The following is a 20,987-nucleotide window of genomic DNA, read 5'->3' as shown; positions in this document are numbered from 1 at the left end:
TCGCTTGGCTTGCCGACCGGGCTGGCGTACCAGTGAGGAATCAGTTCATCTAAAAATACCCCCACCCCCCTAAAGAGGGCTTTGCTCGACATGGGAACTATCCCCTTTAGGGGGGTGGGGGTATTTTAGGTAAGGGCAAATTACCCACTAATTATACCCTGGATTCTGCGGCAGAACAGCTGGGTTATTAATGATTTGTATTTCGACTAATGGAATCGGAAATAGTGCATTATAGGGCTTAAAGCCAAGCGGTCCCATAACGGTTGCTAACCGATCTGTCCGTGCCAGATCGAACCAGCGTACACCTTCCATGGATAGTTCATAGATTCGTTCGTCGTAGATTTTGGTACGCAATTGATCTTTTGTCAGGCCTGAGAAGGTAGGCATTTTTGCCCGTGTGCGCACCTGATTCAGGTAGGTAAGGGCGACATCTGTTTTGCCATTTTCGTTCAGGGCTTCGGCATACATCAATAAGACATCGGCATAACGGATCACCTTCCAGTTTACTTTGCTGTCATTCAGCGAGTTCGTAATGGCCAGATACTTTTTGGTGAAGGTTGCAATCTGTAAAAAGCCCTGGAAAACGCCGTTGTTATCGGTATACCCTTTGGCCACGGTAACGTCCCGTCTTGGGTCGGTGGGGTCAAAGGAATCGAACAGAGCAAGGGTTGGCGTATTCTGTTCCCCAGCACCACCTTTAATGCCGTAAAAGGTTTCTGCTAATGAATTGGCGGATTTGGGCAAAAATTTATTCGAGAAACCGCTGCCTGCCCCCAAGTTGCCATCCTGATACTCAATATCGAAGATGTACTCGCTATGGTGTTCATCTTTGGTATAATCGAACAGATCTTTGTAATTGGGGAGCAGTGCATAACCCAGGGTGGTTACTTCCTGAAATTTGGCCTCTGCTTTCACGAAATCCTTCCGGGTCATATACACCCGCCCTAAAATGGCTTTAGCTGCTCCTTTGGTGGCTCTACCCACATCCACCCCTGTATACTTGGCGGGAAGCTTGGCTTCGGCCTCCAGCAGATCTTTGATGATCACCTCATCATAAATCTTATCGACCTTCTCCCGTACTTTAGTATAGCCCTCCTCAATGGTGGTCGGCTTGGTATTCAAGGGAACATCACCAAAAATACGTACCAGATCGAAATAGGCGAAGGCGCGTAAAAACTTGGCTTCTGCAATGTGCCGGTCTTTGTTCGTCACAACGGCCGGGTCGGTTCCTTCAATTTTCGATAGAATAAGGTTCGCCCGGCTGATGGCACTGTAATAATTTCGCCAGGTGGATATCATTAAGTTGGCATCACTATTCATGTTGAACTTATCCACCGAAATCAAGAAAGCATCATTCCCCAGCGCGTGCCACGAATCATCGGCGCGCAGATCGCCAAAAATCCAGAAATCCTGATACTGATTTTTAAGCATGCTATATACGCCAACCACCGCATCCTGAAAATCTTTGTCCGTTTTATAGACGGCCTCAACACTAACAGTAGATATTGGATTCAATTCAATAAAGTCTTTCTGGCATGACACGGTGAACATGGATGCGAAAATGACAAGGCAGGCTATTTTTTTCATGTTCGTAGTCTTCAAGAAAATGGATAATGTAAAATGGATAATGGACAATGCATACCCCTGATTATCAAGCTAAATCATTATCCATCATTCATTTTACACTATCCATTTTCGATTAATTAAAATCCCACATTTAAACCGATGAGTAAGCTTTTGGGCAGTGGATAGTCATTAGCCTCTACGCCTGGCGTCAATGGATTATCTGTTGTACTGACATCCGGATTAAACGCCGTGTTCTTGGTGATCAGGAACGGGTTCGATGCATTTACATAAACTCGAAGGGAATTGAGCCCTAGTTTTTGTACAATATTGGCGGGCAGTACATACGCTAACGAGATGTTATTGACCCGCAGATAGGTACCGGTATCCAGGAAGAGCTGGCTGGGTAGCCGAACGCCACCCGTTGGCGTATCGTTGGGGCGGGGTGTCTTGCCATCACCAGGGTCCTGTTCCGATTTCCAGTAGTTATTGCTGAACGCATAGCCTCGCACACGAGCCCGTCCACTATTGCCTCCACCGCGTGAGGTATTATAGATCTGGCTCCCCTGCGAACCCTGCAGCGTGAAACTCAGGCTGATATTTTTATAGCTGACGCGGTTCGTCATGCCATAATAGAAATCAGGATAGGGCGAGCCCATGATCGTTTTATCCGCATTTGTAATGACGCCATCGCCGTTGATGTCCACAAATCGGATATCCCCCACGTGCGAGCGGTCACTGCCAGTTGGGTTATAAAATGGTCCCTTGTCCAGTTCAGCCTGGGTTTTAAAGATCCCATCGGTCAGCCAACCATAGAACATCCCGATAGGCTGGCCAATCTGGGTAACGTTGTTTCCCGAGTAAATTGGATCACCCTGGGGACCTAATTTCACCACTTTGTTTCGGTACGTCGACAGGTTAAAGTCCGTTGACCATTTAATTTTTCTGTCAACGTTTACGGTGCTGAGCACAAACTCCCAGCCGGTGTTTCTGACTTCGCCGATATTTTGCAGGGCCGTACTGAAACCGGTATTATTCGGGATGTTTACGTTCAGCAGCAGGTCCGTGTTTTTAGATTGAAAATGGTCAATAGAGCCGCTGATCCGGTTGTTAAAGAAACTGGCATCGACCCCAAAATTGATGGAGGTTTGTTTCTCCCAGGTTAAGGATGGGTTGCCAATACGACCGGGTGCAATGGCCGTTGCTACTGAGTTGCCCAGACCATAATTTTCGTAGGCGATGGTTCCATACTGGTCGTAGTTACCAATATTATTGTTCCCGGTTTCACCGTAGCTGGTCCGGAGTTTAAGTTCGTTGAGGGCGCGGATGTTTTTCAGGAAACTTTCATCCGAAATACGCCAGGCCAGGGCAACAGATGGGAATATCCCATATTTATTTTCAGTTCCAAAGCGGGACGATCCATCCGTACGAATGGAGGTAGTTACGTAGTATTTACTGTTGTAATTGTAATTGACCCGTGCCAGATAAGACAGCAACGACCACTCATAAATGCTTGACGTTCCGTTGGTGATCAGCCCACCAACGGCACTTAAGGTAGGCACTAAATTATTCGGAAACTTATTACTGCTCAACAAATTAGACTCACCATGTTCTTTCTGAACCGTATAACCTGCCAAAGCCGAAATGGAGTGCTTGTTGAAACTCTTCGTGTAATTTAAGGTGTACTCGGTGAGCCAGTTCGTAATCAGGGATGAGTTATCGGTACCTAGCGCCAGCTCATTGGCGAAGTAAACGCGTTGCGGCCGAAAATACATGCCCTTGCCGCTTATAAGACTCCCCCCTATCAGCACGTTGAATTTTAGTCCATCCATGATCTGGTAATCGAGGTTGATATTCCCCAGCAAACGAAGGCCTTTTTGCGAGGTAATCGTTTCCTTCGCCACGGCTAGTGGGTTATAAATGTCGGCCATATCGGCCAGACCAGCGTAGTTGAAATAGTTGCCATTGGCATCTAACAACGGCCGAAAATTATGAATCTGTAAGGTAGAGGCTACAATCCCCAGCGTACTGGCCGTACCTCCACTAACTCCGGTCGACGGCAGCGAACGCTGATCTGTATACGATGGGTTGAAATTTAGCTTCAGCGATAACCGTTTTGTGAGTTGGGCGTCAATATTCGTTCGTAACGAATACCGCTTGAACCCGCTGTTGATGATAATCCCATCCTGATTGAAATACTCACCGCTTACCGCATAGCGAATATTTTCGGAGCCTCCTGTTGCAGCTAATTGAATCTGGCGCTGGGGTGCTGTAATCAATACTTTATCCAGGGAGTTTTCATCGGTAGTGTTCCGGCCTTCAATTACGTCCATGATAATGGCGGGAACTGGCGTAAACCAGGCAGTAGGTGGTCCTGTTACGTCTTTACCAGCATCCAGATTTTTATTCCGCATGCCATCATAGAAGAACTGAGCCTGTTGGAGCGAATTCTTCATGATAGGCACTTTCGATACTTTCTGCCAGCCGTAGTAAGTATCCAGCGTAATGTTCGCCTTGCCAGATTTGCCGCGTTTGGTATTAATTATAACCACACCGTTCGATCCTCGCGATCCATAAATAGCTGTAGCCGAAGCGTCTTTCAAAATGTCCAGGGTTTCAATATCGTTTGGGTTCAAGGTCTGAATGTTATCCGTCGGAAACCCATCGACCACATACAGGGGACCGGCTCCTGCCGAAATACTACCGATACCTCTCACCCGAATCTGCGGTGCGGCACCCGGTTCGCCGGAAACGGCTTTCACCTGCACACCCGCTACCCGTCCAGCCAACCCCTGTTCAATCCGGGTTACGCCTAAATCTTTTACTTCTTTGCTGCTGATTACCCCAACCGATCCCGTCAAATCCTTTTTCTTGACGGTTCCGTACCCGACCACCACAATCTCGTCGAGCGTTTTATCATCCGTTTTGAGTGTAACATCCACAACCGTACGATTGCCCACGTTGACTTCCTGCGGCAGGTAACCTACAAAACTAAATATCAGGATGGCAGCCGCTGTGGGAACATCCAGTTTATAATTTCCGTCAGCATCGGTGGTTGTTCCTTTTTGTGTACCCTTTATAACAATGCTGACACCGGGTAAACCCTCCCCTTTATCATCGATCACTTTACCCTGAACCGGAATATCTGCCGGAGCCGGAAGGTGCATTTCCAGCGAATTGTAGGGTTGCAGACTAGTCCGGTTCAGCGGAGTGGTGGGTAGGATGTCTGTCGTCTCAGAGCCCGTTGGTAAGCCCTGACTAGCCGTGCTCTGTGCCTTCCGGCTTTTCACGATCACGTAAACACCGTCCTTTATTTTTTTAAAGCGAAGATCATACGGCTGAAGCACCTTCGTCAGATTCTCTTCCAGCGTTGCCGTTGTTTCAATGACGGACGAATTCACGGATTGATTGACCAGTCGATCTTCAAACAGAATATCAACATGATAGCGGGCTTTAAATTGAATCAGGACCTCTCGTAACGAAATGGTGGTTGCCTGCACAGCATGCGTACTCACTGCGTTAATTTTTGTGCTGGCTAGCAATTGAGCCGGTGCCTGATAGCACACAAACAACAAACCACTGTGTAGTAATGCTTTACGAGTTACCCGTAAAAAGTATCTCATGGTTTAACGGGATTTAGAGGGTAGGAATTAGTCTTTAAAAACGATTTTATTATTCTGGCGGGTAAAGTTGATATCGAACAGCTCAGTGATCATTTCCAGAACTTCATCGGCATTATGGGCGGGGAAGGAACCCGTTGCCGTACGATCAGCTAGTTCAGGCTCTTTTATCTCGACCTGAAAACCGTACGTTTCCTGTAGTATGGCGGCAATCTCTTTCAACGAGGTCCGCTCTAACGTAATCCGCTGATGCTTCCAGGCCGACTGGACTTCCGGATTAGTCGTATGCGCTCGGGTTAGTTTGCCCGAATTATCCAGGGTTACCAGGTCGCCGGGCTTCATAATGATAGAAGGCGCTTTAGGCGTCTGACTCATTTGCAACGCAACTTTACCCGTGCGTAGTGTTATCTGAGATCGTCGCTGGCGGGCAAAAACCGTAAACTGCGTACCTAACACGGTTACCTGCAATCCTTTGGGCGTAACCACCACAAAGCGCTGATTTTTTGGGGAATGCTGCACCTGAAAATCGGCTTCGCCAGTTAGTTCAACGGTACGGGTACCATCGCCAAAACCAAACCTCGGGAATCGGATCGACGAGTTGGCATTCAATACGACCAGCGATCCATCAGTCAGTTTAACCTGCTCTGTCTGTCCATAGCCAACCTGAATGGTCTTATAAAAAATACGATCCTTTAGTCCGAATAAAGAAGCACCAATCAGCGTAACCAGAACAATGGCTGCCACCATGTTTCGATTAGAAAATGCCCACCAGCTCCGATTATAGGATACGGACAAAAAGGGACTGCTCGCGGGGATTTCCTGGTTCACTCGCTCCTGCGTCCGATTAAACGCATCCTGCCAGGATGCCGTGGCCTGCAAATGGGATAACTCCCACTCATGCAACCACTGATAGTATTGCTCATGATTAGCGGTATCCTGTAACCAGGCCTCAACTGCTTTTTTTTGAAGCGGGGTTGTATGACCCGAGAAATAATCGAATACTACTTTTTTATCTAGTATATCTTCCATATGATAATCCATCATTTAGTAAGGTTGACAATGGTGGTGTGTTTTACCCTTAGTTAACTAACCAGAAAAAGCAGGCCCAGGGCGAGGACGACCTTACGGAGGAGGCTTAATGCGCGGGCCATATGGGCCTCAACGGTCTTCAAGGCTACGCCCAATTCGGTAGCGATTTCGTGGTTCTTTTTTCCTTCGAACCGGCTCAGCAGAAAGATACGCTGGCACTGGGGGGGCATGTTGTGAATAACCGATTCGATCCGTTGATAGAGCTCATCATATTCGATCAGTAATTGCGGGCTTTCGGTACTGGGCATTTGCTCCGACAGCTCTGGGGAGGTCATGCTGCGCTCTTCCCGGAGTTCGTGGCGGATGTAGCTATAGGCCCGGTTTCGAACAGCCGCATACAGGTAAGCCCGATAAGTGATCTTAATGGAATTGAAACTATTGCTCTTCCAAAAATCGTGAAAGACTTCGCACACGATATCTTCCGCTTTCTCTTTGGTATAGACAAAGCGAACTGCATGGCTGAATAAGGCCTGATAATAGACTCGAAAGAGTGCTTCAAAGCCCTTGTTTGTCGACTCTGCAAAAGCTACCCGAATCAGATGTTCATTATCTACCACTACTGACTGCATTTCATCATGCCGGTGAATCCCCCCTTTGTGAAAGGGAGTTTCTGAAACTGAAAAGTTTTCGACTGGGCGCATTGGCTAAGGATGAGTATTTAATAGGGTGACGAATTCAACCCTATTTACCCTTAGTCGTCAGCAAAAAAAAGTAAAAATAAAACTTCGCGTAATTACATTTATTACTAAACGTGGAGCCAAGGTGTATAGTGCTGAATACGAAAAAGCCTTTTCAGCTGTCTGTTTATAGGCAGTTGAAAAGGCCGTTTAGAACGAATAAGATAACTGATCCTATTTCTGCCCCATAAGAAGCGAAAAATGGCTCGGTTTACTACTAAATATCAAGGCAAAAATCAGCCTGCTTAGTTGTAGTTCAGTTGAATGGATTGGATATGACTCTTCTCTTTACCCGTCCCAGATACGCTAACCCCAATACGTGGGGCGCGATCCCACCGGGGCACGGAAGATCCATTGAGTGGTCCGGCTGTTAGGAGTTGTGGGTTTGTGCCACCCGTATACCAGCTAAATGTGTAAAATTGTCCGGCAGCAGTATGGACTTGCAAGCTAATGGATGATAGCGATTCAGGTATCGACTGTGTTTCCAGTACCGTTCGAACGGCATCTTTCACCTGCCAAAGTTCCAGTTGGCTTTTCCGGACACCCAAGCCAAGCCCATTCGATGCGTCACCGTACAGGCATATACTTTGAAGGACATCCACTTGCGGGCGAATGGCTGCCGAGAAGGTATACGTTCCTCGCTTGATAACGAATCCCAGAAAACTACCTATTGAACCAGAGGCCGTATTTACTAACTGAAGCTGGCCTTCCTGAACAGTAAACGTAGGTTTAGGCAAACTTACATCCCATACCCAGGGCATTTCAGTTTTGTTGGTTCCAAAGTCCAGCTTCAGGCCAGGCTGCATCGTTTGGCTGACGCCCATTGGGGATTCAGCCACAGCGGGCATTTCAGTACCGTATCGAAAGGCAGGCCATTGGGTTTTGTCATCCCAGGTTAATTCACTGAGTACACCCTGGCGGCCCACAGACGTAAAATCGACTCCGTTATACGCATGGTGCAGGTAAAAATAGCGGTTATCGGGGGTAGTGACTACTGTTCCGTGGCCAGGGCATTTCCAGATGCTATCGCTGACCAGCACCGGATTTCCGGCGTACTTTTCCCAGGGTCCCTGGAGCTTTTCGGCCCTGGCCAGACCTACCTGATAATTACAGCGGGCCCCACAACAGGCATTGCCGGAATAAGTCATGTAGTAATAGCGCCCCCGTTTGAAAATAGCCTGCCCTTCTGCACCTCCACTTTCCCAGTTGTTTTTGTCAGCGGTCAGGAGCGTAAACGCTTTACCAGTCACCTTAAGACCATCGGCAGCGAGTTCGGCACCCAATATCTCAATAGCCTTTCCTTTGTCTAGTCCGTAAGCTTTCCAGGTAATGTATAACCTCCCCTGGTCTTCCAGCACAAACGCGTCGATAGCTTCGGTCGTCCATTCAATCAATAAACCGTGGTCAGTAAAGCCCTTCCGCAGGTCGCGGGTAGAGGCAACGCCGATGTACGAGCGCTTGTCCGACTTCCGGCGGGCGGTATAATACACGAAATACGTCCCATTCCGATAAAAAAGCTCCGGTGCCCAGTAGCTGCCCATCGTCCAGGCGGGCATCTCCTTAAAAACTGGCCCAAGGTACGCCCAGTTAACCAGATCGGTGGATGTATACATGGGGTACGGTGGCCCCCACTCCGAGGAAGTCCCTACTGCATAGTATGTGGTACCAACCCGGATAATGGATGGATCGGCAAAATCGCCCGAGATGACTGGATTTCGGTACGTAACAACCGGCTTGGTCGGTTGCTGTGCCAAACACAGTTGAGTAAGTAGACTACACGTAAAAACGCTAAGGAAAATGAGACTCTTCATGAATAGATTAATTCAGGCTTAAACGATGGCGCAAGGCAGGAGCCCTGCGCCATCAGGTAATGACCGTATCATTAACCCTAAAAGCATCTTCCTAAGTAGCATCTACCGTTCAAACGTTAAGCAGGTATTTTGATCGGAACGAATCAACTTAAAAAGAATGAACCTGTCCAAGGATTTACTTTAAACAGGTTCGATGAGTACTTTACGTAAACTTATCTTCAGACTTTCTTCACCCGAAAAACAACCCGAATCGAATTCGTCGTACTATTATTAGGGTCAACGAATAATTTTCATGATGATCCGCTGAAACAGGATTAGTTTGGTTGATGAATTACTCCACAGGGTTCAGGACAGGCTCGCACACGACTGGCTGCTTTCCCAGCAAGTCTGTAATGTACTTTGTACAAAGTGCATTGGGATTATACTGCTTAAATTCAGCCCGAAGGCGTTGCGCATTCCGCTTGTAGTCCCGGTTGGTCAGCACCTCTTCTACGGCTGTCTGAATCTGGCGGGCCGTAGGACGCTCAGTTTTTAAGTTTACCCCCACATTAACATACCCAACACGGGCAGCAATCTCATTTTTACCTTCGTGAACCCCGGCCGCCACCATTGGCAAACCATGCTGAAGGCTCAGCATTACACCACCGTAGCCTGCGTTGGTCACGTATACATCCGTATACGGCATAACGGAGTTGAAGTCAATGAAGTCTTCGATAATGACGTTTTCCTGGGGGTAGCGCTCTCTTAATTCAGCGGTTTGTGAGCCCCCGGTTGTTACAATGACGAGCGTTCGGCTATCGTTTTTGAAGGCATCGAGTGTTGGAACAATCAGTTTCGTTGCGTCGCGCTCAACGGTTCCCTGCGTTACCAGAACTACACGCTCATACATCCGGGCTTTAGTTACGTCCGCGAATGGGCGCTTTACGCCATTAGTATAAGGCAGCATGGGACCAACAAACCGAATAGTCTCGCTCATATCGGAACGGGGGTACTCAAACCCAGGCGCACCGCTTTGCAGTAACACGTCGCAGTGCTGAATCATGGCATCGAAGAGAAATTTGGATGTTTTGGGTAAGCCATACGCCTGGAGCAGTTGATTATATTGATCCGTGCATGTTTTTAGCAGGTGATGCGTGATCAGGTAACGCAGTAAAGCCTGTATGGGTCTACCCAGCACCCCACGCATTGGTGTTAGCCCCATCCCCGACGGGGGCAAATCCCGGGAGGTTTCGATGAGCGGCACTACACCCACTGCTGCCACCGGCACATTGAGCAATTGTCGGATAAAGGGCGCACCGGTGAAGGCAACATCGCAAACGAGCAACTCGAACGGCCACTCCTGATGAATACTGGTCAGATCGGCAACAAACTCCGGTACCCGCAACAGAAAAGCATGGTTAATATCGAATCGCAGCTTGGCAATAGCCCCCTTTATTTGCTTCCGTTCCGGTATTATCTCGTCGAAATTATCCTGATTCAGCTCGATGGCCTGCTGATACGGATAAAACGGTAAACCAAGCCGACGAACTTTGTCGGCATACGAAGGCCCCGTATACCAGCGAACATCGTAGCCAAGCCGTTGCAGATGAACGGCCAGCCCTGTTAGTGGATTAAAGTGCCCTTCTAAGGGCATACTGGCGAATAGAATACGTTTAGTGTTCATTATGTTGTTCGGTAAAAAAGAGAAAGGTATAGAAGGGTGCACCGCCCGTTCGTGAGTCGAAGATGCAGGAAAGAGTAGCTATACCTCAAGCTGGTATTCGGTGAAACGATAGGTTTTATCGGTGAAACCGCCAGGATGGGGCATCAATCGTTCAGGCTTAACTACGTGGTCATTGATAGTCATTAGTAGTCATTGATGGTCATTATTCGTAAAAACCATGAGTGACTATCAATGACCATCAATGACTACTTATTGAACAGCAACTTGGGCGAGTTAATCGACGACTCTTCGTTCAGTAAGGGGACAGTTACAACAAACCAACCTCTTCTCTCTTCAATAAGCACAGTTTCCTGGCCTAATAACTCATACTTAGTTGCCAGATTCGTTAGTCGGGCTCCCGTTGTATCCACCCGAAGCGGCTTTCGTTGTAGGGTATTTTCAACGCGTAGCCAGCCATCTGGCGTTGTGCTGATGCATATGTGCAGGGGCTGCTCCGGCAGGATGACATTGTAGCGCACAGCATTTTCAACCAGCATTTGAAGGGTAAGCGGAGGGATGAACATCGTTTGCAACGGTTCATCGATGGCTAATTTGAGGAGTAGCCCGGTTTGGTATCGGGTTTGTAATAAATGAAAGTACGACCGAATAAAACTCAGTTCATCGCGTAAGGGAATCAAGTGCTGGTCCCCAGCCTGAAGCAAGTATCGAAACACACTGGTAAGCTCGTCTAAAAACTGATCGGCAGAATCGGGATTCTCCCGGATCAGTGCGGAAAGCGAGTTGAGACTGTTAAACAAAAAATGAGGATTAACCTGGCTCTGTAAGGACGTGAGCTGGCTTTGTAGCGACATCTTCTCCAGGTCGCTGCTTTCTACCGTTTCACGCTGCCACTGGCGCAGAATGTACCAGCCTTCGTACACCGAAAAATAAATGATATGATAGAAAACCTGTATACCAAGCGTCCGGCTAAGCTCGACCGCACTGGTAAAGTATAAGAATTTACCATCAATCAGGTAACGCACCCAATGACGCATCAGCCAGGCAAAGAAAACCAGCACAGGCAGCGCTGCCAATAAGTACAGTAACCGCCGGCGGGTATTGACAAGGCCCGGATACCGGTATTGAATCTGTAAAACTACGTAGCGGGCAATTTGCCAGCAGACTAGTCCTGCCGTCAGCGCAATGGCGTCATTGAACAGTGTCGTTTTAAAAGGCAGTTTGAGATACCAGTCCAGCCGAAAAAAAAGGCCAACAAACAAAAACAACCCAACCGGGCCAAGTAAACGCAGGCGGGTGTCATTGAGTGGTTTCATGAACGAACCGGCATTTCATATTGATGAGCCAGTAAGGGTAAAGTCACCACAAACTGTCCATCCGCTTCCAGAATAGATAGATCGCCTTCACCCAGTAATCGGTATTTGGTCGCGATGTTGGTCAACCCAATCCGATTGGACAGTACAGGGGTACTCTTCCGCTGCAAGTTATTGCGCACAATTAACCACTGTTCCTGGGTCTCTATAACCACCCGGAGCGGTCGTTCGGGCAACATAATGTTGTGTTTAACAGCATTTTCCAGCAGCAGCTGGAGGGTTAGTGCCGGAAGCTTCATTTCCAGCTGTGCTTCCTGAACAGAAATCCGCAAATCAAGGCATGCCCCGTAACGGGTTTTCAACAGGTGAAAATAGGACTGAATAAACTGCAACTCCCGGCCAAGAGTTGTTAATTCCCCATCATTGGCACGTAGCAAATACCGGTACACACTACTGATTTCATCCACAACATTTTCGGCCTGACCGGGATTGTCGTAAATCAGCGAGGAGAGCGAGTTGAGGCTATTGAACAGAAAGTGCGGGTTGATCTGGCTTTTCAGGGTATCGAGCTGAAGTTGAAGCTTTCGTTTTTTGAGTCGTTCGTTTCGCTCATAAGCCTGCTGCCAGGCTAGTAGCACATAACTGCCTTCGTAAATAACAAAATAGATAGCATGGTAAAATAGCTGAATACCTAGTGAGTAGGTATAGGCAGGCAGTGTCGTATCGAATGTAGTTAACCCGTTGAAAGCGATGTGAGCTACCTGCCGGACAAGCCAGCCAATATTGACCAACACGGGAAGGGCCAGCACCATCCACTGCAGACGACGGCGGGTATTGGCCAGACCTGGATAGTATTTTTGTAAGGAAAGCACCACCCAGCGGGCCAGATTCCAACAAAAGTATCCCGCACTAAGGGCAATCAGATCGGTTCGGAGTACGCTGCTGAAGGGTTGCTCAAAGTACCAGTTCAGGCGAAAAAATACGGTTCCAACTACAAACAGGGTGAGTGGACCAAAAATTCGTAACGGCCGGTCATTAAAGGTCTTCAAAGCCCGTTGAGGTTGATTTCGTCTTTGTAAATATAGCAGGTTGCGGCCGTCCTTTGGGCTGGCACACCGCATCAACATTCATTCTCTAGTGGGTCAAAAGTAGTTGACGGAGCAGTTAACATCAACCATTCGGGCGATGAACCGACAAAAGCCCGCCATGAAGTGTCATAGCGGGCTTTGTGATTGAAAATGCCAACGTCTTGGCTATTATGAATACGTGGGTATGGAAGGATAGGCATACTGCTGAGTACACCATTTATGCATTCTATCCCGACTTCGTTTGAGCCGCATTTTCACAGTACAATCCTTAAGACTATACAACCCTGCAATTTCATTAACCGTTAAGCCATCTTCATACTTCAAGTGAAGTAATGCCTGCTCATTCATTGTCAGTTGTGCCAGTGCATCCCTCACCAGTTGGAGCTTCTCTTCGTGTAACTGAGCAAAATCCGAATCAGGTATATCCTGTTTCAACAGATTGTCCAGTGAATCAAACTTAAGCCGCTTCGCGAGTCGAAGCTGGTCTGAACAGTAGTTGTACGAAATGGCATAAAGCCAGGTCGAAAAACTAGATCGTTGCTGAAAAGCGTCCAGTTTAGCAAACACCTTCAGAAAGATGTCGTGGGCAAAGTCCTGAGCGAGTTCATGATCTCGGGTCATGGACAAACAGCGACGATACACTTTGCCGAAATACCGCTTATACAGGGTTTCGAAGCATTGCCTGGGGTGGCTGTCTGAGAATTGGAGAATTACTTCTTCATCGGTGAATAAAGTTAGCATACGTAAGAGGATCAAATTTATAAAACATCATTTATGGGTTCTAAGTTGAATTACGAATACCGCCTGATTTCGTTTTAATAGCTCCTCTATTCACAAATACCGCTCTTCCCCTCGCCAAAAAATCGAACTCAGACTAGTTAAAAACTATCCTATTCTGGTTTCATTGACCTACCGTCAATACACGTCCACCCAAATACGCTAGTCACTACAGTAGCAATACATCACCAAATATAAACTATTGGTCACTATAAAATATAGAACTGATAAGGCTGATAGTCGCATAAATCCAGCGATACTTACCTCGTTATCAGCAGCTTTCTATAGGTTCATTGTGCTATAACGTGCCTTTATGCCTCCTAAAGGGCTTTTTACTAGTAGCCTTTTGATCAGGCGACATGTAAACGGCAAGGCAATAATTGGGCAAAGAAAAGCATTCGATAACAAATCTTGTTACCAAAATACGTAAAATTGGGTAAATCCAATATTCCTACGCTAAGAATATGGGGCCACGATGGCAAACGAATGTGAAGGGTAGTCTAGTCTATGGCTTATTTTCGACGCTCAATGGCGTCACGCACAAGGGCTGCGCTCTCGTAATCTTCTTTTTTCAGGGTATTATCGAGCAAATCGTCGAGTTCGGTGAGGGTACAAGCTGCGTAAAAGCCATCCAGGGCGCGGGCAGTATCGTCGGGATAGTAGCCACTTATATCCAGAACCGTTTTGTTCATAAAGATCGAACAGCCCGCCCGGACCGCTAATGCAATGGCGTCGGAAGGTCGGGCATCAATACTTACTGGCCCAGATGGGGTATTGAGGTGTAGATAGGCAAAGAATACACTGTTTTCGCCAACCCGATGAATCTCAACGCTCGTTGGATGCGTGTTCAGGCGTTCGAGTGTCTGAAAAAACAGATCGTGGGTTTGCGGTCGATAGGGAGTCATTTTCTCTATTGCCATAGCAATAGCCCGAGCTTCAGCAGGACCAATAATCAGCGGAACACGACGTTGACTGACCATATCTTCCAGAATAAGCGCGTAGTTACCCGGTTGTGACAGGCTTTCTGACAGGGCCACAATAGTAAGTTCAATCGCTTCCATCTGATTGGTTTCATTGACTAAACGAACACACATCCAGCATTAACTCCAGGGTCAAAGCCGTTACTCTTGTTAATATACTGACCTAGTAGTATTTTAGCCATTTCCAAGTCTCAATTCGAACAGATATTCATCTGCCCGATTGACATGGTTATGTCCCTCCGCCGATCATTGGCTGCCAGTTTACGCCTAACGTGCGCCAGTTGAGCTGCCCATTCAGGGCAGGAATTAGCGATCATGCGTTGCTTTAAAAATTTAAGCGGATTATGAATCGAAGCAAACAACAACTCAACCTGCCACTCTCCCTGCGAGCGGGTCAGTTGCTCAATAATCACGGTATCGGCTAGCCATGTATTGTCAGCATATACCTGAAAATCGGATAGATTCCCCTTTCGTTCTGTAGTGTGTAGGCTGCCTATACCAGCAAGGAGATTGGCATAAGCTCCTTTATCTATATAAAATGATCGTTTTCCCATAGGTATCTCAGCGCATCCCGATTGTCAACAAAAATCAGGGGATCAATCAGTTAGTTAAACCTGTGAGTACGAAATTGGTTTATAATCACCCCTATTTTTCGTTCACACTTAAGCTGACAGCAGCAAATCAATAGCCGGTTAACTCCGGAACAGTATCAGCTATTGGCGTTCAGAACAGGGAAAGCCAGCCTACTATCCGGCCTCTTCATATAACAAAAAAACAACATACATTTGATTAAAAACGAGAGCATTTTGTATTTTTACAGTACTCTTTATCCCACTCGTTTATGACCAATTTGACTACTTCATCATCGCGTAAATTTCGAAAGGCAACCATCTTAGTAGTTGAAGATAATGCCGATCAATGGTTCATTATTCATTGGGCATTACTACAGCGTTTTCCTGAAGTGGAGGCTATCTGGATGCAGGAACCTGCTCAGGCAATCATGTATCTGGAAGCCTGTAAAGCCGATGTACGCGAATTGCCAAAACTCATTTTACTGGATTTATACTTACCCCAGCGGCAAATGGGCTGGCAACTGTTAGAAATGATTAAGGCGCATTACCTGTTCCGGGAAATACCCGTTGTTATCCTAAGCCAATCCAGCGATCCTGAAGATATTAGTGAATCCTACTCCCTCCGAAGTAACTCGTACATTGTTAAGCCTATGGGGTACGAAAAATGGCTCGATTGTATTGCTTCATTCCGCCACTATTGGTGGGAGGCTGTTACCTTGCCCAAGTATGCCTGATTGTTAGTTATTAGTTACTGGTTATTCGTTATTAGATGGCTAATAACGAATAACCAGTAACCAACCTCCATTGGAAGCATCAACCTTCTTGTTGGTTAACTCCCGCTGGGCATGCAATACCAATGCGCTAGTTTCAAACACCTTTTAATCCCCTACTGAGCCTGGAAGTCTAATACCTAAAGTAGTGTTTTATGATTGTCAATTTCAGCACAGGTAACAATATAGCCATTGAATATACCACTGGATGAATCCATACCTGTAGAATCTCCCACCTCAATGGACGCATGGTTCTCCAGCGTAGTTGGTAAAAACATGGGACTGGCGTTCAGTAATACCCATTTATACTCAGTATTGTACTGTTTCAGCCGAAATTCAAGCTGAAAGGGCAACCGTTTTTCAAATGCACTTTTGTAAATAGCTAAATACGATTGCTGGTCGTCGGGATGTATTTCTTTTTCCCAACCCTGTTTTATAGAGTCAGCTAACGAATGGCCCGTAAAGTTGATCCAGGCTTTGTTGAAGAATGTGTACTGGCCATTGGCATCCGACACCCAGATTAGTACAGGCGCATTTTCAACCAGATTATGGAGCCAGGCTTCGCGCTCGGCCAGCAGGCGTTGGGCCCGGCGATGTTCGGTTATATCTTCAATAGCCAACAAAATAGCTTCCTGGTTCCGAACAATCCGGCGGGCATTTACCAGCAATACTTTCTCCCCTATATCGGTGAAGGTATGGGTCACTTCAAACGAATCGACCTGAACATTATGTCGGATCACATCAGACAGCAACAATCGCAGGGCAGGAATGTCCCACTGGCGGTTGCCCAGTTCGTAAATAAGCCGCCCCTGGGTTTGGTCTTCATCTACCCGGAATAATTTATAAAATGTCTTGTTGGCACTCTTTACCCGAAGGTCTTCATCAAGCACCAGGGTAGCTTCCCGGATGGTCGCAAAGATGACCTCCGAAAACTCATTGGCCTCCGACAACTGGTCATTTCGAACCTGCAACTCCTGGTTAATGGTCAGTAATTCTTCGTTTGTCGATTCAATTTCCTCTTTGCTGGTTTCGAGTTCTTCATTGATGCTCTGCAACTCCTCATTGCTGCTAATGATTTCCTCATTGGCCGATTGGAGTTCCTCGTTGCTAGCTTCCTGTTCCTCCACAATCGAGCGCATATCTTCGCGCAGCGTAGCCAGTTCTTCTTCCAGTTGCTTAATCCGGCGATTGCGTTTCTCAGCCAGGTCTGTCCCTACGCTCCCGGCTGCTTCCACCTCTTCAAAAAGAACCAGATACAGCCGCTCCTCAGTATCCGTCCGAAGCGGAACCACTTCAATGGCCACCTGATGCACTTTGTCTTTAATTTTCACCTCTAGTCCCGTTTTGCGTACAGGCTGGCCAGCTTTTCGGGCTTTATGAACTGTGTTACGTAGTTCGAATACCAGCGAGGGACGGGCCATTTTCAACAGGTTCAGACTGGCTTTCCCTGTTGAAGGTTCAAGAAATGTACTGGTTGACCCTCTAAATCGCAGGATATCCAGATCGTCGTTGACCACTACACTGGCAGGCACATAATGGCGAAGGAGTAAATCATCGATTGTTTTTTCCAGATCATTAACCGGGAAACCTGCCTCAGAAGCCGGTTCAGACCGCTTTGGTGCATCGGACCCACTGAACCGTTCTCCTTTGTGATCGGGCTCCGGATTATCTGGATTCAACCGATCAAATCCGAGTCGGGGACTCATCTCAAAGGATGCCCGGCTGACTACGTCGTTTTTTCGGATGTAGATTTTATAGTTTTTTTCTACCTGAGCGAACAGCGTAGTCAAACTACCCACCGTTTCGGATTTACCGAGCAGCAGATAGCCGTTTGGATTTAGTCCATAATGGAACAGGGAGATCGCCTTTCGCTGATAGGTGCTTCCCAGATAAATCAGCAGATTACGGCAACTAACAAAATCAAGGCGCGAAAATGGCGGGTCTTTTAGCAGATTGTGGGGCGCAAATACGCACAAATCACGAACGGCTCGGTTTATACGATAGTGATCATCCGTTTTGGTAAAGAACCGCTGTAGCCGCCGGGCCGATACATCCATGACCTCACTTTTTGTATAGCTACCCATCCGGGCCTTGGCTACCGCAGCTTCGCTCAAGTCAGTTGCGAATACCTGAATCGTCATGCTCGACGCCATATCGCCCAGGGCTTCGATCAACAGGATAGCTAGTGAATAGGCTTCCTGCCCTGTTGAACAGGCAGGCACCCAAATTCGGATTGGCTCGCGAGCCCCCTTTTCTTTGATAATCCGGGGAAACAGGACTTTTAGGAGGTAGTCCATCGTTTCCGGATCGCGAAAAAACGTAGTTACATTGATTAGCAGATCATTGTACAGCAGTTCCATTTCATCCGGATGCTGTTTTATATAGTTAGCGTACGCTTTTAGTGTTTCAAGCTTAAAAAGCAGCATTCGCCGGATAATACGCCGACGAATGGTTGTAATTTTATAATTCCCAAAATCAACCCCAACTGCCCTACGAAGCAATAAAATGACCGCCTTTATATCTTCGTCGGTTTCGTCATCTTCCGATACATCAGCCTGTTCCGTCTGCCGAAACAGCTCAGGCTTGCCACTCAGCAATTCCAGTTCATGAGCAATTTCAATGGGAGAAAGCACCCGGTCTACCACATTTTCGGAAATTGCCGATTTGGGCATACTCTGAAACCGTGCCGTTTCGTCCTGCGCAAACGTAATCCCTCCTGCCACTTTAATAGCCCTTAGCCCCAGCGTTCCATCGTTAGCCATTCCGGATAATAAAACGCCAATAGATCCTTCCTTCTGCCGGTCGGCCAGGGCAATAAAGAACCGATCGATGGGCATATGTGGCGACCCATTCGACTGGCGTGGCTGGAGTGTCAATAAACCGTCTACAACCTCTATATCCTGGTTAGGCGGTATAACGTACACATGATCAGGCTCAATTCGCATGAGATGTTTGGCCTGCCTGACAGGCATGGTGGTTGCACGTCCCAGAATGCTGGCAAGCTGACTATCGAAATTCGAATCAAGGTGTTGAATATAAACATACGCCAGTCCAGTCATTGGCGACAGATGTTCCAATAACTCTGTCATGGCTTCCATTCCCCCTGCCGATGCCCCAATGGCAACAATAGGAACAATGGCGGAAGACGTTGATTCCGACTGGTCAGAAGATGATTTTTTCTTAGGCATTTTTTACGGCTTTACTAAACCAACGGGCAGGGTACCGGTTTACTTTATAACCACAGTCGGCAGGATTCGAACGTCCTATAAAGATATGGCTTGCCGCTAATTAACTAACTAAATAGTACAACTTTAGTTAAGTAATCAGGCGTGGAAAGCCAGCTAAACGGGCGTATTATCTGTTAGATTCTGCCCTGAAAATCAGCCTATTATTGTTGCCTAATTTTACATATTGTTGCAAGAAACTTCCACTATTCGTGGCTTAGTGAAAGTGGTTCTAGGTTAGATAAATGTATGGCAAAACGAGACATTATTGTTATTGGAGCTTCGGCTGGTGGGGTTTTTGCCCTGAAGGAATTAATGGCGTCTCTCCCCCCCGACTTTAACGCAACTGTTTTTGTGGTGGTGCATATATCTCCCCACTCTCCGAGCTATTTGCCTGATATTCTGAGCCATTCTGGGCCTATACCGGCATCCCATCCGAAAGATGGGGAACTCATCCAGCCGGGTCATATTTATGTAGCCCCACCAGATCATCACTTGCTGGTAGAATATGACCAGCTGATCGTAAAAAAAGGACCAAAAGAAAACCGATTCCGTCCGTCTATCGATGCCTTGTTCCGGTCGGCCGCCTATACGTACGGGCCCCGGGTAATTGGCCTGATTCTGACAGGTATGCTCGATGATGGTACATCGGGTATGTGGTCGGTAAAGCGACTGGGGGGCATATGCATCATCCAGCAACCCGAGGAGGCTCTGTATGCCAGTATGCCAACCCACGTTCTGGAATATGTAGATGTCGATTACACACTCCCAATCTCCAAGATGGCCTTATTGCTCTGTGATTTAATTGGAGAAACGGTTCCAGATAAACCAAACCTCTCACCCGAGGAGCAGAAACGGCTGGAAATAGAGGTAAATATTGCGGCTCAGGACAATGCATTCGATATGGGAATTTTAGACATGGGCGAGTTAACGCCATTGACCTGCCCCGAGTGTCAGGGAGCCCTGGTCAGTATCAAAGAAGGGAAGCTCATTCGGTATCGCTGCCATACTGGTCACGCCTTTACGGCCAGTTCGTTATTGGCTGATACGAGTAAAGTGGTGGAAGAATCGTTCTGGAAGGCTATTCGCGCCTTGGAAGAAACGGTTATTTTACTTGAACAATCCAGCAGACAGTTTGCCGAAGGGGGCAACAAGAATGCTGCCGAGCAATTTTTTCAGAAAGCCCGAGAAGCCCGTGAGCGGGCACGTCAGGCGCATACCTTTGTTTTCCAGCAGGAGCAATTGAGTGAAAGCTCGTTTACTCCAATGCAATCAGGGTCAGTATAGAGCCGAAGAAATTAGCCCAGTAAATAACTAAGTCTTTCCTGAGCTAATTGCCGACCATTTTTGACCTGATCGACCTGATGGAGATAAGTAATAAGTAACGAGTCGTAGTGATTAATTATTTTTATTTCCCTGGGCCCTTGCGTAATAGACCCATGAACCCGTTCACGAAACTGCTCTAACTTGGTTATTGTCAACAGAAGCTGACCAATTCTGTCATCATATAGCTTAATTCGCCGACGGGTTAATTCGATATACCATCTATTATCGGGCGAGACCAAGACGATGGATTCACCAAGGGCAATCTGCCATTGTTCTGCCAGTTGATGCAACGAATCGGTGAATGGTTCCCCATCAAAAGCTTCTGCAGGAAGCTCCATACTTCCATCTTCATCACTAATATAGGCTTTAAGAATTTTATCGCCCTTCAAAGTGATTGAACTTAGCACATCCAATGCAATCTCCAGTTCAGGAAGTTGGCAACTGAAGTGTCGTAACTGGTCCTCTGTAGTTGAAGCTGTAAACGAGAGTGTCATACCTGTTCTGGTTTAGTGGTCTT

The 20,987-nt window shown here is 47.1% G+C and carries 15 protein-coding genes; 2 read left to right on the top strand and 13 right to left on the bottom strand.

The annotated features are described in order from the left end of the window. Positions 1-147: 147 nt before the first annotated feature. The 11 genes from EXU85_RS10485 to EXU85_RS10435 all read right to left on the bottom strand — a co-directional run bounded on the left by EXU85_RS10485 (position 148) and on the right by EXU85_RS10435 (position 15,132). A complete protein-coding gene (locus EXU85_RS10485) occupies positions 148-1,587 on the bottom strand; it encodes a RagB/SusD family nutrient uptake outer membrane protein (protein WP_142772036.1) in 1,440 nt (479 codons plus the stop codon). Between the two features lie 116 nt (positions 1,588-1,703). Then, on the bottom strand, positions 1,704-5,186 hold the full coding sequence (locus EXU85_RS10480) for a TonB-dependent receptor (RefSeq protein WP_142772035.1): 3,483 nt from the start codon (positions 5,184-5,186) through the stop codon (positions 1,704-1,706). Positions 5,187-5,213: 27 nt separating this feature from the next. Beyond that, on the bottom strand, positions 5,214-6,212 hold the full coding sequence (locus tag EXU85_RS10475) for a FecR family protein (RefSeq protein WP_142772034.1): 999 nt from the start codon (positions 6,210-6,212) through the stop codon (positions 5,214-5,216). Between the two features lie 53 nt (positions 6,213-6,265). After that, positions 6,266-6,913 (bottom strand): RNA polymerase sigma-70 factor, encoded by a 648-nt coding sequence (locus EXU85_RS10470; protein WP_142772033.1) that lies wholly within the window; start codon positions 6,911-6,913, stop codon positions 6,266-6,268. Between the two features lie 281 nt (positions 6,914-7,194). Continuing rightward, entirely contained in the window at positions 7,195-8,703 is a 1,509-nt protein-coding gene (locus EXU85_RS10465) for a glycoside hydrolase family 43 protein (RefSeq protein WP_246859502.1), read from the bottom strand. 388 nt (positions 8,704-9,091) lie between these two features. Then, positions 9,092-10,423, bottom strand: a complete 1,332-nt coding sequence (locus EXU85_RS10460) for a glycosyltransferase (RefSeq protein ID WP_142772031.1) — start codon at positions 10,421-10,423, stop codon at positions 9,092-9,094. 245 nt (positions 10,424-10,668) lie between these two features. Further along, positions 10,669-11,736: a sensor histidine kinase gene (locus EXU85_RS10455; protein ID WP_142772030.1), complete on the bottom strand. Its 1,068-nt coding sequence runs from the start codon at positions 11,734-11,736 to the stop codon at positions 10,669-10,671. Beyond that, complete coding sequence (locus EXU85_RS10450) at positions 11,733-12,782, bottom strand: sensor histidine kinase (RefSeq protein ID WP_142772029.1); 1,050 nt, start codon at positions 12,780-12,782, stop codon at positions 11,733-11,735. The genes EXU85_RS10455 and EXU85_RS10450 overlap by 4 nt, the downstream gene beginning before the upstream one ends. A gap of 207 nt (positions 12,783-12,989) precedes the next feature. Next, positions 12,990-13,562, bottom strand: coding sequence for an RNA polymerase sigma factor (locus EXU85_RS10445; protein WP_142772028.1), 573 nt, complete (start codon positions 13,560-13,562; stop codon positions 12,990-12,992). Positions 13,563-14,110: 548 nt separating this feature from the next. Beyond that, positions 14,111-14,692 (bottom strand): bifunctional nuclease family protein, encoded by a 582-nt coding sequence (locus EXU85_RS10440; protein ID WP_246859501.1) that lies wholly within the window; start codon positions 14,690-14,692, stop codon positions 14,111-14,113. A gap of 77 nt (positions 14,693-14,769) precedes the next feature. After that, the gene (locus EXU85_RS10435; RefSeq protein WP_142772027.1) at positions 14,770-15,132 is read right to left on the bottom strand and encodes a hypothetical protein; all 363 of its coding nucleotides are present in this window, start codon (positions 15,130-15,132) and stop codon (positions 14,770-14,772) included. Positions 15,133-15,419: 287 nt separating this feature from the next. On the opposite strand from EXU85_RS10435, the gene EXU85_RS10430 reads away from it, so the two are divergent. Continuing rightward, positions 15,420-15,884 (top strand): response regulator, encoded by a 465-nt coding sequence (locus EXU85_RS10430; RefSeq protein ID WP_142772026.1) that lies wholly within the window; start codon positions 15,420-15,422, stop codon positions 15,882-15,884. 176 nt (positions 15,885-16,060) lie between these two features. On the opposite strand, the gene EXU85_RS10425 is transcribed toward EXU85_RS10430, so the two are convergent. Continuing rightward, positions 16,061-19,108, bottom strand: a complete 3,048-nt coding sequence (locus EXU85_RS10425; protein WP_246859497.1) for a CheR family methyltransferase — start codon at positions 19,106-19,108, stop codon at positions 16,061-16,063. A 285-nt stretch (positions 19,109-19,393) separates the two neighbouring features. Here EXU85_RS10425 and EXU85_RS10420 point away from each other — a divergent pair, with 285 nt between their 5' ends. After that, on the top strand, positions 19,394-20,431 hold the full coding sequence (locus EXU85_RS10420) for a chemotaxis protein CheB (RefSeq protein ID WP_142772025.1): 1,038 nt from the start codon (positions 19,394-19,396) through the stop codon (positions 20,429-20,431). An 11-nt stretch (positions 20,432-20,442) separates the two neighbouring features. Here EXU85_RS10420 and EXU85_RS10415 read toward each other — a convergent pair whose 3' ends face one another. Beyond that, entirely contained in the window at positions 20,443-20,964 is a 522-nt protein-coding gene (locus EXU85_RS10415; RefSeq protein WP_142772024.1) for a hypothetical protein, read from the bottom strand. Positions 20,965-20,987 lie beyond the last annotated feature (23 nt).

Origin of the sequence: Spirosoma sp. KCTC 42546 (assembly GCF_006965485.1) — a bacterium.
GTDB lineage: Bacteria > Bacteroidota > Bacteroidia > Cytophagales > Spirosomataceae > Spirosoma.
This window is presented reverse-complemented; position numbering and strand designations above follow the sequence as displayed.

Coding starts and splice junctions, on each gene's coding strand:
- EXU85_RS10485 (WP_142772036.1), bottom strand. CDS start 1,587: ATGAAAAAAATAGCCTGCCTTGTCATTTTCGCATCCATGTTCACCGTG.
- EXU85_RS10480 (WP_142772035.1), bottom strand. CDS start 5,186: ATGAGATACTTTTTACGGGTAACTCGTAAAGCATTACTACACAGTGGT.
- EXU85_RS10475 (WP_142772034.1), bottom strand. CDS start 6,212: ATGGAAGATATACTAGATAAAAAAGTAGTATTCGATTATTTCTCGGGT.
- EXU85_RS10470 (WP_142772033.1), bottom strand. CDS start 6,913: ATGCGCCCAGTCGAAAACTTTTCAGTTTCAGAAACTCCCTTTCACAAA.
- EXU85_RS10460 (WP_142772031.1), bottom strand. CDS start 10,423: ATGAACACTAAACGTATTCTATTCGCCAGTATGCCCTTAGAAGGGCAC.
- EXU85_RS10455 (WP_142772030.1), bottom strand. CDS start 11,736: ATGAAACCACTCAATGACACCCGCCTGCGTTTACTTGGCCCGGTTGGG.
- EXU85_RS10445 (WP_142772028.1), bottom strand. CDS start 13,562: ATGCTAACTTTATTCACCGATGAAGAAGTAATTCTCCAATTCTCAGAC.
- EXU85_RS10440 (WP_246859501.1), bottom strand. CDS start 14,692: ATGTGTGTTCGTTTAGTCAATGAAACCAATCAGATGGAAGCGATTGAA.
- EXU85_RS10435 (WP_142772027.1), bottom strand. CDS start 15,132: ATGGGAAAACGATCATTTTATATAGATAAAGGAGCTTATGCCAATCTC.
- EXU85_RS10430 (WP_142772026.1), top strand. CDS start 15,420: ATGACCAATTTGACTACTTCATCATCGCGTAAATTTCGAAAGGCAACC.
- EXU85_RS10425 (WP_246859497.1), bottom strand. CDS start 19,108: ATGCCTAAGAAAAAATCATCTTCTGACCAGTCGGAATCAACGTCTTCC.
- EXU85_RS10420 (WP_142772025.1), top strand. CDS start 19,394: ATGGCAAAACGAGACATTATTGTTATTGGAGCTTCGGCTGGTGGGGTT.
- EXU85_RS10415 (WP_142772024.1), bottom strand. CDS start 20,964: ATGACACTCTCGTTTACAGCTTCAACTACAGAGGACCAGTTACGACAC.